General features: G+C 63.6%; 13 protein-coding genes. 7 read left to right on the top strand and 6 right to left on the bottom strand.

The genetic code is table 11. The features are described from left to right. Positions 1 to 15: 15 nt before the first annotated feature. On the top strand, positions 16 to 1,215 hold the full coding sequence (locus tag ABWV42_RS04955) for a multidrug effflux MFS transporter (RefSeq protein ID WP_353339132.1): 1,200 nt from the start codon (positions 16 to 18) through the stop codon (positions 1,213 to 1,215). A gap of 185 nt (positions 1,216 to 1,400) precedes the next feature. Then, entirely contained in the window at positions 1,401 to 2,144 is a 744-nt protein-coding gene (locus tag ABWV42_RS04950) for a prephenate dehydrogenase/arogenate dehydrogenase family protein (RefSeq protein ID WP_353339131.1), read from the top strand. Between the two features lie 62 nt (positions 2,145 to 2,206). Here the strand turns inward: ABWV42_RS04950 and ABWV42_RS04945 are convergent, their stop codons facing one another. Continuing rightward, positions 2,207 to 2,791: a GcrA family cell cycle regulator gene (locus ABWV42_RS04945; RefSeq protein WP_255103118.1), complete on the bottom strand. Its 585-nt coding sequence runs from the start codon at positions 2,789 to 2,791 to the stop codon at positions 2,207 to 2,209. 128 nt (positions 2,792 to 2,919) lie between these two features. Between ABWV42_RS04945 and ABWV42_RS04940 the strand changes: the two genes are divergently transcribed. Continuing rightward, positions 2,920 to 3,720 (top strand): ABC transporter permease, encoded by an 801-nt coding sequence (locus ABWV42_RS04940; RefSeq protein WP_255103116.1) that lies wholly within the window; start codon positions 2,920 to 2,922, stop codon positions 3,718 to 3,720. 4 nt (positions 3,721 to 3,724) lie between these two features. On the opposite strand, the gene ABWV42_RS04935 is transcribed toward ABWV42_RS04940, so the two are convergent. Continuing rightward, complete coding sequence (locus tag ABWV42_RS04935) at positions 3,725 to 4,606, bottom strand: DMT family transporter (protein WP_353339130.1); 882 nt, start codon at positions 4,604 to 4,606, stop codon at positions 3,725 to 3,727. 301 nt (positions 4,607 to 4,907) lie between these two features. Here ABWV42_RS04935 and ABWV42_RS04930 point away from each other — a divergent pair, with 301 nt between their 5' ends. The 4 genes from ABWV42_RS04930 (at position 4,908) to gnd (ending at position 9,752) form a co-directional block, all read left to right on the top strand. Beyond that, positions 4,908 to 6,089: an aspartate aminotransferase family protein gene (locus ABWV42_RS04930; RefSeq protein WP_353339129.1), complete on the top strand. Its 1,182-nt coding sequence runs from the start codon at positions 4,908 to 4,910 to the stop codon at positions 6,087 to 6,089. A gap of 4 nt (positions 6,090 to 6,093) precedes the next feature. Continuing rightward, entirely contained in the window at positions 6,094 to 7,020 is a 927-nt protein-coding gene (argF, locus tag ABWV42_RS04925) for an ornithine carbamoyltransferase (RefSeq protein WP_353339128.1), read from the top strand. A gap of 220 nt (positions 7,021 to 7,240) precedes the next feature. Further along, positions 7,241 to 8,269: a 2-dehydropantoate 2-reductase gene (locus tag ABWV42_RS04920; protein ID WP_255103108.1), complete on the top strand. Its 1,029-nt coding sequence runs from the start codon at positions 7,241 to 7,243 to the stop codon at positions 8,267 to 8,269. Positions 8,270 to 8,348: 79 nt separating this feature from the next. After that, positions 8,349 to 9,752 carry an NADP-dependent phosphogluconate dehydrogenase gene (gene gnd, locus ABWV42_RS04915; RefSeq protein ID WP_353339127.1) on the top strand — a complete coding sequence of 468 codons (1,404 nt, stop codon included), beginning with the start codon at positions 8,349 to 8,351 and terminating at the stop codon, positions 9,750 to 9,752. Between the two features lie 60 nt (positions 9,753 to 9,812). Here gnd and ABWV42_RS04910 read toward each other — a convergent pair whose 3' ends face one another. From ABWV42_RS04910 to ABWV42_RS04895, 4 genes are all read right to left on the bottom strand, one after another. Further along, complete coding sequence (locus tag ABWV42_RS04910; RefSeq protein WP_353339126.1) at positions 9,813 to 11,297, bottom strand: inorganic phosphate transporter; 1,485 nt, start codon at positions 11,295 to 11,297, stop codon at positions 9,813 to 9,815. Between the two features lie 91 nt (positions 11,298 to 11,388). Beyond that, positions 11,389 to 11,847 carry an NUDIX hydrolase gene (locus tag ABWV42_RS04905; RefSeq protein WP_255103101.1) on the bottom strand — a complete coding sequence of 153 codons (459 nt, stop codon included), beginning with the start codon at positions 11,845 to 11,847 and terminating at the stop codon, positions 11,389 to 11,391. A 104-nt stretch (positions 11,848 to 11,951) separates the two neighbouring features. Further along, entirely contained in the window at positions 11,952 to 14,396 is a 2,445-nt protein-coding gene (hrpB, locus tag ABWV42_RS04900) for an ATP-dependent helicase HrpB (RefSeq protein ID WP_353339125.1), read from the bottom strand. A gap of 32 nt (positions 14,397 to 14,428) precedes the next feature. After that, on the bottom strand, positions 14,429 to 15,187 hold the full coding sequence (locus tag ABWV42_RS04895; RefSeq protein WP_353339124.1) for a DUF3108 domain-containing protein: 759 nt from the start codon (positions 15,185 to 15,187) through the stop codon (positions 14,429 to 14,431). Positions 15,188 to 15,214 lie beyond the last annotated feature (27 nt).

Here is a 15,214-nt window from a genome sequence, read left to right as displayed (position 1 = left end):
CTTTGGCAGGGCCGCATGATTGCTGCGGCCCGGACCCCGCCGCGTCTTTCGACGCTGATCATCCTGACGGCGGTGTCCATCCTGACCCTCAACATGTTCCTGCCGTCGCTGGCGAACATGGCAGCGGATTTCGGTGTCGATTATGCGCTGATGAACCTGTCGGTGGCCGGGTATCTGGGCGTGACGGCGGTGTTGCAGCTTGTCATAGGGCCGCTGTCTGACCGCTATGGGCGGCGTCCGATCCTGCTTGGGGGGCTGGTGTTGTTCACGCTGGCCTCGGTTGGCTGTTGGCTGGCGCAGGATATCTGGGTGTTTCTCGGGTTTCGGCTGTTGCAGGCCTCGGTGATTTCTGCTGCCGCGCTGTCGCGGGCCGCCGTGCGGGACATGGTGCCGGCGCAGGAGGCGGCGGCGATGCTTGGGCAGATCGGCATGGTGATGGCGATTGCGCCGATGCTGGGGCCAAGTTTCGGCGGCTTTCTTGACCAGTGGTTCGGCTGGCGGGCCAGTTTTGCGGTGTTCACCCTTCTTGGGGTAGGGATGATGGTGCTGGCCTGGGTCGATATGGGTGAGACGAATAGCACGCCGTCAGAGACCTTTGCGGCGCAGTTTCGCAGCTATCCAGAGCTGATCCGGTCGCGGCGGTTCTGGGGCTATTCCCTGTGCCTCGCCTTCTCGGTCGGGGCGTTCTATGCCTTCATCACCGGCGCTGCGCTGGTGGCGGGGGAGGTGTTTGGCCTGTCGCCCGCGCAGGTGGGGATCGGGATTGGTTCGATCACCGGTGGGTTTGCCTTTGGCAATTTCCTGTCGGGGCGTCTTGCCAAGACCCGTAGCCTGACGGTGATGATGCTGGCGGGGCGCGTCGTGGCCTGTGGCGGGTTGCTGGTTGGCATCGTTCTGGTGATGGCGGATGTGGTCACGCCGATCAGTTATTTCGGCTGCGTGGTCTTCGTGGGGCTTGGCAATGGTCTGACCCTGCCGGCGGCGAGTGCCGGGGCGATGTCGGTGCGGCCGCAACTGGCGGGGAGTGCATCGGGCCTGTCGGGGGCGCTGATGGTGGCCGGGGGCGCGCTGTTGACCATGCTGACGGGGGCGGTGTTGTCGCCCGAGAACGGTGTGGAATTGCTGCTCTGGATCATGCTGGCCTCGGCCGGGGGCGGATTGCTGGCGGCGCTTTACGTGCGCCGGATCGATCTGCGCGAGGGGGCAACCCATTGACTTGAGACAATGAGACGTGCGAGGGAGGCGGCATGACACGGACTGGCCTCATCTTCACCGTCTATTACGCCCTGACCACATAAGTGGCGGGGGTCTAATCATGTTCAACCGCCGCGGCGCGGTGAGTTGAACGAGAGGCACAATCTTCACACTGGCGCGCGGCCCAAGTGAGAAGGAGCCTTGTCATGGGGTTTCAGGAAAAGACACGCCTTGGCCTTGTGGGGTTCGGGGCTTTCGGGCGGCTGACGGCATCTGTTCTGGCCGATCATTTCGACGTGGTGGTGCATGATCCGGTGCATGTGCAGGCGGTGCTGCCGGACGGGCGGGCGCTGGCGATGGGCAGCCTTGCCGATGTGGCGCAGTGCGCGGTGATCGTGGTGGCGGTGCCGGTGGCGCGGATGCGGCACCTGTTCGGGCTGCTGGGTCCGATGCTGCGGCCGGGGACGCTGGTGATCGATGTGGGATCGGTGAAGATGGAGCCGGTGGCCCTGATGCAGGAACTGTTGCCGGCGGGGGTGGATATTGTCGGCACCCATCCGCTGTTCGGGCCGCAGAGTGCAAAAGAGGGCGTGGCGGGCCGCAAGATCGTGGTGTGCCCTGTTCGGGGGCGCAGGCATCATCAGGTTGCGGGCTTCCTGCGGTGGCTGGGGCTGGAGGTGATTGTCGAGAGCGCCGAGGCACATGACCGCGAGGCGGCGATGGTGCAGGGGCTGACGCATCTGATTGCCAAGGTGCTGGTCGAGATGGGGCCGCTGCCGGAGCGGATGACCACGGCGAGTTTCGACCTTCTGCGCGAGGCGGTCGGGATGGTGAAGGATGACCCGCCCACGGTGTTGCATGCCATCGAAGCGGCCAACCCCTTTGCCGCAGAGGTGCGCGAGGCGTTTTTCGCGCGCGCGGCCGAGGTGCGCGGACGGTTCGAGGCGTGAGGCAAAAGAAAACCCCGCGTGCCCTGAGGCAGCGGGGTTCTTTGTAAACCTGCGAGGACCGATCAGCGTTTGCGGTCGCGGCGCGAGGACATCGGCTGGAAGGCGACGCCGACGTGGGCTTCGCAATAGGGTTTGCCCTGTTGCACGGGCAGACCGCAGAACCAGAAGTCTTCGGTGGCCGGATCGCCCACAGGCCATTTGCAGGTGCGCTCGGTCAGTTCCATCAGGGTGAGTTTCTTGGCCGATTTCTCGACCTCGTTCACCTTGGCAAGCGCCTCGGGGCTGATTTCGTTTGCCGAAGGTTGCGGCGGCAGCGGCTGGCCGGCGGGGATGATTGCCTTGCGGGCCGGGCTGGTGGCCGGACGTGCAGCGACGGCGGGCTCGGTCTTGGGTTCCGGCTTGGGCTCGGCCTTGGGCTTGGGCGCTTCGGCGGCCTTGGGCTTGGGAGCCGGTTTCGGTTTGGCCTCGGCCTTTGGTTTGGTTTCGGTCTTGGTCGAGGTCGCACGGTTGGACAGGCCAAGGCGGTGCACCTTGCCGATCACCGCGTTACGGGTGACGCCGCCCAGCTCTTTGGCGATCTGGCTGGCCGATTGGCCCTCGCCCCACATTTTTTTCAAAAGCTCTACGCGCTCGTCGGTCCAGGACATCCGTGAATTCCTCAGCTAAAAGGCGGCTCTTTTTTGAACCGCCCCGCATTTCTTGGTCAGGGGCCTATTTTAGCCACCCCGGTCCGAGTTACAAGGCAGAGAATCAGAAGAAGCAGGGGCAGGACGCCATGAATCAGCTTGAAATGGGTGTGCGCAGGTTTGGCCGGGTGAATTGGCTGGGGCTCTGGACACTGGCAAAGCGGGAAATTCTGCGGTTTACGGCGGTCTGGACGCAGACCCTTTTGGCACCGCTTGTGACGGCGGGCCTGTTTCTGATGATCTTCAATATCGCGATTGGCCCGCGTCGGGGCGATGTGATGGGGGTGCCGTTTATCGAGTTCCTCGCGCCCGGTATCCTGATGATGACGGTGATTCAGAACAGTTTTGCCAATACCTCTTCGTCGATCGTGATCTCGAAGGTGCAGGGCAATATCGTCGACACCCTCATGCCGCCGATTGCGCCTTTGGAGATGGTGATCGGCTATCTTGCAGGGGGTGTCGTGCGTGGCGTGCTGGTGGCAGTCGCGATCATGACGGGCCTTGCCCTGTTCCTTGGGATGGGCGTGGCGCATCCGCTGTGGGCCCTGCTGTTTGTCGTGATGGGCGGCGCCTTGTTGGGGTCGATCGGCATCGTCGCAGGGATTTTTGCCAACAAATTCGACCAGATGGCGGCGATCACCAATTTCATCGTGACGCCCTTGGCCTTTCTGTCCGGCACCTTCTATTCGGTGACGGCGCTGCCGCCGGTCTTGCAGACAGTGACCCATTTCAACCCGATCTTCTATGTCATCGACGGGGCGCGGTATGGCGTGCTGGGTGTGTCGGACAGTTCGCCGGTTCTGGGGCTTGTGGTTGTGGCCGGGTGGACCTTTGCCATTGCGCTGTCGGCCTGGACCATGCTGCGGACCGGTTATCGTCTGAAAAGCTAGGGTTTCAGGCGCGGCGGTTGCGGGTTTCGCGCCATGCAAGGATTGCGGCGCTGGCGAGAATCAGGGCCGCGCCGCACCAGCTTGTCCAGTCGGGCCAGACGCTGAAGACCACCGCATCATAGAGGGTGGCGAAGGCCAGCGCACAGTAGAAGAATGGCGAGACAAAGCTCGCGTCAGCCAGGCGCACGGCGTTGATGAAACAGGTCTGGGCCATCGCCATCAACGCACCGATTCCCGCCAGTGCCAGCCATTGAAGCGGGGCGGGCGATTGCCAGACGAAGAGGACGGCCACGGTTGCGATGACAAGGCCGATGGCGTTGTTGCTGATCAGAACCTGAAAGGGTTTCTCGCGGCCCGAGAGCAGCTTGATGAAAATGAGTTCCGCGCCCATGCAGAGGGCGGCTGTCAGGGCGATGAGTGCCCCGAATTGCAGAGCGCCAGCGCCGGGCCGCATGAGGATCAACGCGCCGAGAAGCGCGATGGCCGCCGAGCCCCAGCGCCATGGTCCGATGCGTTCGCCGAGGAAGGGAATCGCGAACAGCATCCCGAACACAGGATTGAGAAAGCTGATGGCTGTGGCGTCGGCCAGCGGGATAAAGGATGCGGCGGCAAACATCAAGGTGACACCACCCCAGCCGAGGCTGGAACGTCCGATGTGCAGGCCGAGATGTGGTTTGGTGAACCTTGGCCGCAGGATCAGGGCGGCGATGGCAAAGCCAAGGAACGCAAAGAGAAACCGCCCGTGGCTGATTTGCAGCGCGTGAAGCGGGGGGCCGAGCGCCCCGGTGCCAAGCGCCTTGGCCAACAGGGTCGTGCCCGCCGCAAAGCCCGAGGCCGCGATGGTCAGGAGGGCGGCCAGCGCCGGGTTTTGCGAGGTCTCGCTCATGGGGCGAGCATTGGATGGGATTGCAACAGGGATCAAGCGGAAATGCCGCAGGTGCAGATTGGGGGTTCTCAAGAGGGGATCGGCCCGCTAAAGGGGCGTCATGGGTAACAAGATCGCATATCAGGGCCTCCGACGCCTGCGAACCGAACGCCGCCGATAAGACCGGCCGCGTTGCCGTTGCTGTGTGAAAAACGCAGGAACTTCCCAGAAAATGCGCCTTGAGCGCGCAGCACAATCCGACATTGTTGACTTGACCGCCCGCGTGGGGCAACCACAGGGCTTCTTATCTAAGGACAGGACCATGATCCCTTCTGTTTTGCCGACCTATAACCGTGCGCCTCTGAGCTTTGTCAAAGGCGAAGGAAGCTGGATGATCGAGGCGGACGGCCGACGTTTTCTGGACCTCGGGGCGGGGATTGCGGTGAATGTTCTGGGCCATGCCAACCCGGTGCTGGTGAACGCGCTGACCGAGCAGGCGAATGCCATCTGGCACGTGTCGAACCTCTACGAGATCCCGCAGCAGCAGGCGCTGGCTGACAAGCTGGTGGCCGAGAGCTTTGCCGATACCGTTTTCTTCACCAACTCGGGCACGGAAGCCTGTGAACTGGCGGTGAAGATGGCGCGCAAATACTGGTATGAAAAGGGCCAGCCCGAGAAGGTCGAGATCATCGCCTTTGACGGGTCGTTCCACGGCCGGTCGTCGGCGGGTATCGCCGCGGCGGGGTCGGAGAAGATGACCAAGGGCTTTGGCCCGCTGCTGCCGGGCTTCAAGCAGCTGACCTGGGGTGATGTGGCCGCGGTGAACGAAGCGATCGACGGCAACACCGCCGCCGTGATTGTCGAGCCGGTTCAGGGCGAAGGCGGCATCCGTCCGATGGCGGATGAAGACCTTCAGGAACTTTCACATATCTGCAAGGAAAACGACGTGCTGCTGATCCTGGATGAGGTGCAGTGCGGTGTTGGCCGGACCGGCAAGCTGTTTGCGCATGAATGGGCAGGTATCTCGCCGGATATCATGATGGTGGCCAAGGGGATTGGCGGTGGTTTCCCGCTCGGGGCCGTTCTGGCCTCTGAAGAAGCGGCCAGCGGCATGACGGCGGGCACCCACGGATCGACCTATGGAGGCAACCCGCTGGCCTGTGCCGTGGGCAATGCGGTGATGGACGTGGTTGCCGCGCCCGAGTTTCTTGCGGATGTGAACCGCAAGAGCGGTTTGCTCCGGCAGAAGCTGGAGGGTCTGGTGGCCTCTTTTCCCGACCTGTTCGAAGAGGTGCGTGGCAGTGGCCTGATGATGGGCCTCAAGTGCTATGCGCCGAACATGGACGTGGTGCTTGCAGGCTATGACAACGAGGTTGCCACCGTTCCCGCCGCCGATAACGTGGTGCGCCTGCTGCCGCCGCTGAACATTTCCGAAGACGAGATTGCCGAGGCCGTTGTGCGGCTTGAGAAGGCAGCGGCGCAGGTTGCCGCGAAGAAGGACTGAGACGATGAACCATTTCCTGGATATTCATACGACCGATGAAGCCGATCTGCGGGGCATGATCGAGAGCGCCAAGACCATCAAGAATGCGCGCAACGGCCGTCCGCGCGGGGCGCTGGACGACGATCAGCCGCTCAAGGATCACATGGTTGCGCTAATCTTCGAAAAACCCTCGACCCGGACCCGCGTGTCGTTTGACGTGGGCGTGCGCCAGATGGGCGGGCAGACGATGGTTCTGTCGGGTAAGGAAATGCAGCTGGGCCACGGTGAGACCATCGCCGACACTGCACGTGTTCTGAGCCGCTATGTCGACCTGATCATGATCCGGACCTTTGAAGAGCAGGTTCTGCTTGAACTGGCAGAGTATGCGGATGTGCCGGTGATCAACGGTCTGACCGACCGCACCCACCCCTGCCAGATCATGGCCGATATCCTGACCTATGAAGAGCATCGCGGCCCGATCAAGGGCAAGAAGGTGGTCTGGTCGGGTGACGGTAACAACGTCTGTGCCTCGTTCATTCACGCGGCGGGCCAGTTCGGCTTTGACCTGACCTTTACCGGCCCCGAGGTTCTGGACCCGGAACAGGAGTTCGTGGATCTGGCGCGCTCGAAAGGTTCGAAGATCGAGATCGTGCGCGATCCGGTTGAAGCGGTTACCGGTGCTGACCTTGTCGTGACCGATACCTGGGTCTCGATGCATGACGCGCAGTCGGCGCGGGAACGTCGCCACAATCAGCTGCGCCCCTTCCAGGTGAACGAAGAGTTGATGAGCCACGCCAAGCCGGACGCGCTGTTCATGCACTGCCTGCCGGCGCACCGTGACGAAGAGGCCACCAGCGCCGTGATGGACGGCCCGCATTCGGTGATCTTTGACGAGGCTGAGAACCGCCTGCACGCACAGAAGGCCGTTATGCGGTGGTGCCTGGGCAAGTGATTGCCCTGAAAGGTTAATTGGAAACGCCCTGCCGGTTCGGTGGGGCGTTTTCTTTTGCGTGATCGGGCGGGTTTATGTGTAGTTGGCACATGCTGGTCGCAAATTTGCCCCAAAGGCCATTTAGGGGGTGGGGCGACCTTTTGGGGATCGCGTTTTTGATCCTGTGCGAGTGTGATGGTTTCCTTTGGGCGGCAAAAGCCGCGGCCAAGCAGGAGAGAACATGGCTGGCAAGGAAAAGGGCAAGTCTGCCTATCCGCAGATCGTTGTTGCAGGCGCGGGCAGCGTGGGCTGTTTCGTGGGGGGATTGCTGGCGCGTGGGGCGCATTGCGTGACCCTGCTGCTGCGCGAGCGGATGCACGAGGAATTGTCGCGTCAGGGCCTGATGCTTACCGATTTTACCGGCATGGACGAGGAGCTGTCGCCGGACAGCTTTGGCCTGCAGACCGATCCCGCCTGTCTTGCGCAGGCCGATATCATCCTTGTGACCGTGAAAAGCCGGGACACGGACGAGATGGGGCAGTTGATCCGCGAACATGGGCGCAAGGATGCGGTGGTGATCAGCCTTCAGAACGGGGTGGGCAATGCCGGTGTGTTGAAACGCAGCCTGCCCGGATGGGATGTGCGCGCAGGGATGGTGCCGTTCAACGTGGTCAACATGGGCGGTGGCCGGTTCCACCGGGGCACCAGCGGGGACATCTATATCGAGAAGGGGCCGGGGCGTCTTGCCTGGCATCTGAGTGTCAACGATCTGACGTTTCACGAGCGCAGCAAGATGACCGAGGTGCAATGGGGCAAGCTCTTGGTGAACCTCAACAATGCGATCAACGCGCTGGCGGGGATCCCGCTGCGCGAGCAGTTGCGGTCGATGGCGTGGCGGCGGATCGTGGCGGACCAGATGGCCGAGGCGCTGAAGGTGGTCGAGGCGGCGGGGATTGAGGTTGTGCCACCAATGAACACGCGGATGCCGATGCGCTGGTTGCCGAAAATCCTGCGGTTGCCGTCGCCCTTGTTCAACCGCGTGGCGCGGTCGATGCTGACGATTGACCCCAAGGCCCGCAGTTCGATGTGGGAAGACCTTGAACAGGGGCGGACCACTGAAATCGCAGAGTTGCAGGGCATGATCGTGGCATTGGCCGAGCAGGAGGGGCTGGAGGCGCCTTTGAATGCGCGGGTTGCGGAACTGATCCGCGATGCCGAGCTTCGTGGGGCGGGATCGCCGAAGCTGTCGCCGCGGGCCGTGCGCAGGTAGGCAGAGCCGCACTTGCAGATCGGGGCGATCCGGCGCAGGTTGTTAGCGACAACAGGTGCGTGAGATGGGAGGCCCCTGCATGGGTAACGGTGATATTGGTGTTTTCGGTTTGGGCACCATGGGCAGCGCCTTGGCGCTGAACCTTGCGGAACAGGGATTTCGGGTCGCGGTCAGCAATCGCGAGGTCGAGTGGATTGGCGATTTCGTCAAGGAGGCCGGTACCCTTTCGGAACGGATTGTGCCTTGCGAGACATTGCCAGAGCTTGTTGCGGCGCTGGCGTCGCCGAGGGTCGTGTTGTTCATGATCCCGTCGGGCGCACCGATGGATGCGATGATCGAACAGGTCGCGCCGCTTTTGGAGGCGGGCGACACGATCATTGATGCGGGCAACGCGGATTTCAACGACACACGGCGGCGGTCGGCGGCGTTGCAGGCCAGGGGGCTGCATTTCGTCGGCATGGGCGTGTCCGGCGGCGAACGCGGCGCGCGGCACGGGCCTTCGATGATGGTGGGCGGCACCGGCCATAGCTGGCAGCAGCTGCGCCCGATGGCCGAGGCGATTGCGGCGCGGTACGAAGGGTCGCCCTGTGTGGCGCATGTCGGGCCGGATGGGGCGGGGCATTTCGTCAAGACCGTCCACAATGGCATCGAATATGCCGACATGCAGATGATCGCCGAAGTTTACGGCCTGTTGCGCGATGGTGCAGGGCAGGGCGCGGCAGAGATTGGCGCGATGTTCGGGCGTTGGAATGCGGGCGCGTTGCGCAGTTACCTGATCGAGGCGTCGGCGGCGGTCTTGTCGGCGGTGGATCCCGCCAGTGGCAAGGCGATGGTGGATGTGATCGAGGACCAGGCGGGCCAGAAGGGCACCGGACGCTGGACCGTGATCGAGGCGCTCAAGCTGGGCGAGTCGGCCAGTGCCATCGAAGCGGCCGTTGGTGCGCGCGGATGGTCTTCGATGAAAGAGACCCGCGAGATGGCGGAAGCCGTGTTGTCGGGGGGCGCGTCGGAAGCAATTGTGCCGGACGAAACCGAGCTGGCAGAGGCGTTTGAAGCGGCGCGTATCCTTGCCCATGCGCAGGGGTTTTCGGTGATGCAGGCGGCGTCTGAACAGTTTGGCTGGGGGCTGGACCTTGCGCGGATTGCTGAGATCTGGCGGGAGGGGTGCATTATCCGATCGGCCCTGCTGGATGATCTGGCAGAGGCGTTGCGGGGATCGTTGCCGCATGGCGCGCTGGTTCTGGCGCCGGATATGGCGTCGCGGCTTGGGCGCACGGTTCCGGCCCTGCGCCGGGTGGTGGGGGCCGCGGTGGCGGCTGGCCTGCCGGTGCCTGCGATGAGTGCCTCTCTGGCGTGGTACGACAGCCTGCGGCAGGCGCGGGGGACAGCCAACCTGATCCAGGGGCAGCGCGACTTTTTCGGGATGCACGGGTTTGCCCGGGTTGGTGAAGAGGGCAAACATCACGGTCCGTGGTGGGATTGACCCAACCGGATCTTGGATGGAAAACGGGCCCGCCTTGGTAAGGACGGGCCCGATTTTGTTTTAGTTGATGACCGCGTTCAGGATCAGGAAGATGGTGCCTGACAAGAGCGCTGCGGCCGGAACGGTGATCACCCAGGCGGCGACGATGGTCATGAAGTGGCTGCGACGCACCAGCTTGCGGCGGCGGCGTTCCTCGGGCGCGATCCGCTTGGTCTCGGGACGTGCAGCGGCGGATTTGCGCAGGCGGCGTTCGGCGTGCCATTCACGGAAGAAACCGACCCCGAAGACACCGCCGACAGCGATGTGGGTCGACGAGACCGGCAGACCCAGCCAGGAGGCCACGATAACGGTGATGGCGGCCGACAGGGCGACGCAGTAGGCGCGCATCGGGTTCAGCTTGGTGATCTGGCTGCCGACCATGCGGATCAGCTTGGGGCCGAACAGGAACAGGCCGAAGGAGATCCCGAAGGCACCGATCACCATGACCCACATCGGGATGGCAACCTTGCTGGCGAGTTCGCCAAATTCCGAGGCGTGCACGATGGCGGCCAGCGGGCCAACCGCGTTGGCGACGTCGTTGGCGCCGTGGGCAAACGACAGCAGCGCGGCGGAGAAGACCAGCGGCAGGCCGAAGAGTACCTTGAGCGACTTGTTGCGGTTCTCAAGGCCTTCGGATTGCTTGCGGATCAGCGGCGCGGTGATGACATAGGTGATGGCACCGACGACGAGACCGATGGTCAGGGCGGTCGGCAGGTCGATCTTGACCACGCGCTTCAGGCCTTTGAGTGCGAGATACGAGGCGAAGGCCGCGGCCATGATGCCAACGAGAACCGGAACCCAGCGGCGGGCGGCGGCGATCTTGTCGTCCTGGTAGATGATCTTGGCCTTGATGAAGGCAAGGAAGGCGGCGGCGATGGCCCCGCCAAGGACGGGCGAGATGACCCAGGAGGCGGCGATCTTGCCCATGGTGGGCCAGTTCACGGCGGCGAAACCGGCAGCGGCGATACCTGCGCCCATGACGCCCCCAACCACCGAGTGGGTGGTCGAGACCGGAGCACCGACATAGGTGGCAAGGTTGACCCAGAGCGCCGAAGAGATCAGCGCGGCCATCATGGCCCAGATGAAGATCTGCGCATCGGCGATGCCGCTGGGATCAATGATGCCCTTGGAGATGGTCGAGACAACGTCACCACCCGCAAGCAGCGCGCCCGCGCTTTCGAACAGGGCGGCAATCACGATGGCACCGCCCATTGTCAGGGCGTTGGCCCCGACGGCGGGGCCCATGTTGTTGGCAACGTCGTTGGCACCGATGTTGATCGCCATGTAGGCGCCGAAACCGGCGGCGGCGATCACAACAAGGTTGGACGGGTGGTTGCCAAAGAAAACGCCTGCGGTGATGCCCGCGAGAACGATGAACACCAGCGCGATGCCAAGGCCGACCATCGGGCGCGAGACATATTGCGTTGCGGTTTCGAGGTGGGAAAAGCGGTCGAGGTCGCGATCAAGCGTTTCCAGGTGATCGGCGTCGTTGGGTTGTGTGCTCACGGAATCGTCCCCTTGTGCAGCAAGTTGGCGCCGCCGTAGGGCAGTGACCCGGGCAAATCAACCCGAGCGTCATAAAATTGTCATAAAAGTGTCACAATTGGCGCAGTAGCTGTTTCAGCTCCGGTTCGTTCACCATGTTGGCGGCCTCATCAGGGCTTACCCATTTACGCTTGCGTTCGTGGGCTTCGGGATAGCTGTCGGTGAGACGCTGGACCTTGATCGGGTAGACGAGGGTTTCCACACGGACCGGCAGGCCGGTCTTGAGTTCCTTGTCATAGTCATAGGTGCCGAGGGCCTCGGAGGTGGCCTCGCCTTTCTTGACGCCGGCTTCTTCCCAAGCTTCCTGAAGGGCGGCCTCGGAGGCCGACTTGCCGTCAATCGGCCAGCCTTTGGGGATGATCCAGCGGCCGGTGTCGCGGCTTGTGACCAGAAGAACCTTCTTGTCGGCCCCTTCGCCGCGATAGCAAAGGGCCGCCACCTGCATCCGCTTTGGGCGGCGCAGCATCGGGGCGACCACATTGGTCAGCGCGTTTTTCAAGGCGTCAGTCATCGGATCAAAAAGGTGTCTGCTCGGGTCATGTTTTTCGTTGTATCGAAAATGTATATACATTGTCCTTACGGAACTTCAACCCCATCCCCTTATTTTGTTGGGGATCAGCGATTTCGCCGTTTTGCACGCAGGGTTGGATCGGCCTGAGTCGGGTCTTCGGGCCAGGGGTGTTTCGGGTAACGGCCGCGCATATCCTTGCGCACGTCGTCGTAGGAACTGGCCCAGAAACCGGGGATGTCCATCGTGGTTTGCACCGGGCGTCCGGCAGGTGACAGCAGGGTGACACGCAGGGGCGTGTTGCCGACCATCGGGTGTGTGACCTGTCCGAACATCTCTTGCAGGCGGAGCGAGATTTCGGGGTGTTCGCCGGAATAGTCGATGGGGATCTTGCGATCGAGCGGCGTTGTGAAATGGGCGGGAGCCAGCCGATCGAGCAATTGCATCTGGTTCCAGTCAAGCCGCACGCGCAGGGGATCGAGGAGGTCGAACTTTTTCCAGTGATCAGCGGTCTTGACGCCCGAAAGATGCGGCAGGAGCCAGTCTTCTATGCTCTCGAGCAGGGCCTCGGGGGACATGTCGGGCAGATCGTGGCCGGCCTCGCGGATCAGGTCGACGCGGGCGACAAAGCGGCGGGCCGCGTCCGAGAGGGTCAGGCCGAGATCGCGGACACCTTCCAGCATCGCGGTGGCGATGGCATCGGCGGGAGCGTCTTTCCAGATCCTGTCATCAAGGGCGATTGCGCCGAACATTTCCTGCCGGCGGGCGATGACGCGGCGCTCGCGTTTCGACCATGTGCAGTTGTCCTGCCATGCGATCTGATCGGCAAAGAGGCCACGGATTTCCGCCTCGGAGATCGGGATGGCCTGTCGGATGCGGGCTTCGCGGGGATTGCCGTCAGTGTCGGTGACCACGATGAGGCGGGTGCTTGCCAGCGGGTCGCCCTCGTCTAGGATGGCGCCTTTGCCGCCCGAGAGGATAAAGCGCGGGGCGTCGCCCTTGCGGTGCAGGCCAATGCGGTCGGGATAGGCGAGGGCGGCCATTTCGGCAGCGTTGAGGGGCGCGGTGTCCTTGGTCTTGGCTGTCCTTGCAAGGCGTTTCGCCTCGTCGCGGATACCGTGCAGGGCGGCGCGGTTGACCTGATAGGGGCGGCGGTCGGTGAAGGCCTTGAGATCGTGGAGGGCTTCAAGGCGCAGGGAGAGGTCTACCGGCGCACCACGGCCCAGGGGATCGCGGGCGGCAAGGAGGGCGGTGAGGGGCGCGGCCTGCGGCCCAGCGACGGCCAACATGTGCGCCAGACGGGGATGCAGCGGGATGGCCGCAAGGGCGCGGCCGTGTTCGGTGATGCGGTTCTGGGTGTCCATTGCCCCCAACATGCGCAGGACGGTCTGGGCCTCGGCATAGGTGCCGGGGTTTGGCTGGGTCAGAAAGGCGAGGTCTTTGGGCTGCGCGCCCCAGAGCGCCAGTTCGAGGGCGAGACCCGTCAGGTCGGCGGCGTCGATCTCGGCAGGGGGGAAGGGCAGGAGCGCGCCTTCTTCGCCTTTGGTCCAGAGGCGGTAGCAGGTGCCTTCGGCAACGCGACCGGCGCGGCCCTGTCGCTGGGTGGCCTCGGCGCGGGTGACGCGTTCGGTGACAAGGCGGGACATGCCCGAGCCGGGATCAAAGCGCGCGCGGCGGGCGCGGCCTGCGTCGACGACAACGCGTATGTCCTGAATGGTCAGCGAGGTTTCGGCGATGGAGGTCGCGAGCACCACCTTGCGGCCTGTTTCCGAAGGTTTGATGGCGGCCTGCTGGTCCTTGAACGGCATCGCGCCAAACAACGGGCGCACATGGCAATCGGCGGGCAGGTTCAGAAGCGACTGGGTACGGCGGATTTCACCTTCGCCGGGCAGGAAGACAAGCACGCCGCCCTGGGTTTCGTCGATCGCCCGTGTGATCAGGCGGGCCGTGGCCTCCTCTAGGCGCATGGTTTTCGGGGTTGGGGTCTCGAGCCAGCGGGTTTCGACCGGATAGGCGCGGCCCTCGGAGGTGATGACCGGCACGTCGCCCATCAGCTTTGCCACGGGTTCGGCATCAAGCGTTGCCGACATGGCCAGCAGGATGAGGTCATCGCGCAGCGCCTCGGCGATCTCGAGGCAGAGGGCGAGGCCAAGATCGGCGTTGAGGGATCGTTCGTGGAATTCGTCGAAGATCACCGCGCCGATGCCCGAGAGTTCGGCGTCTGACTGGATCATGCGGGTGAGGATGCCTTCGGTGACAACCTCGATCCGGGTTCTTGCGCTGATCTTGCTTTCGCCGCGCACGCGGTAGCCGACGGTTTCACCGGGTTTCTCACCAAGGGTTTGCGCCATGCGTTCGGCGGCGGCGCGGGCGGCGAGGCGGCGGGGTTCGAGCATCAGGATCTTGCCCGAGGTCAGACCCGCATCGCGCAGGGCAAGCGGCACGACGGTGGTTTTGCCTGCGCCGGGGGGCGCTTGCAGAACGGCACGTCCCCGATCGGTGAGGGCCGTGATCAGGGGGGTGATGGCGTCGTGGATGGGTAGGGTCGTCATGAAGCCCTTATCCGGCACCGGCGCGGAGACGTCTAGTCCCGCCGCACAAGGGTTGCCGGGCCGTGACGGCTGCGCAGTTTGAGCTTGGTTGGCCGCCAGAGGGCACCGTGGGGTTCGTAGATCACCGAGAGCGGGGTGATGGGCATTTCCTTGAGCTCTTCGGCGCTGTAGCCGCCGAGGCGGTGATAGGTGCCGGAACAGATGACGCGGGAACTGCGCGTTTCGCGGGTTGTCAGGGTGATTTCGACAAGGCGCGTGCCGTCGAACTGGCGCTGTTTCAGCGTGCAGAGGGTTTCGGCGGGGCGATCCTTCAAAGTGAGCCAGAGCATCGTCAGCGGGTCGATGGCGCCCTTCAGGGCCTTATCGGGGATGGGGCTTGCCGGTGTCTGATCGCCTTCGGTTTTGCGGGGGAGAGGGCGAGAGAAGTCTACAACGGTGCGCGACAGGCGGCGGCCGGTATCGATGTCGCCTGAATAGGTGCGGGGGGTATAGGCCGACTGTTCCCGCGTGCCGCTGGTCGTGATGTCAAAGCGGATGCGGGCCAGAACGCCAGCCAGGCCGGTGGTCTTGAACGTGGCGTTGCCGGTGTAGGTGCCGGTGTCTTCCTGCATATGGACGCCAAGTTCACCGACCTTGATGCCAAAGGCATGGGCGCTCCAGTTCTGGGTCTCTTCGGCGAGGGCCGGGGTGGCGAGGCCCAAAACCAGTGCGGCGCATCGAAGCGCTGCGCTTGGGTGGCGGGAATTGGGTAGACAAGCAAACTTGGAACAAGGCATGTAAACGATCAGCATGAAAAGGGGCGCGTGACGCGCCGGAGG

It is taken from the genome of Pelagimonas sp. KU-00592-HH (genome assembly GCF_040369695.1).
Lineage (GTDB): Bacteria > Pseudomonadota > Alphaproteobacteria > Rhodobacterales > Rhodobacteraceae > Shimia.
This window is presented reverse-complemented; position numbering and strand designations above follow the sequence as displayed.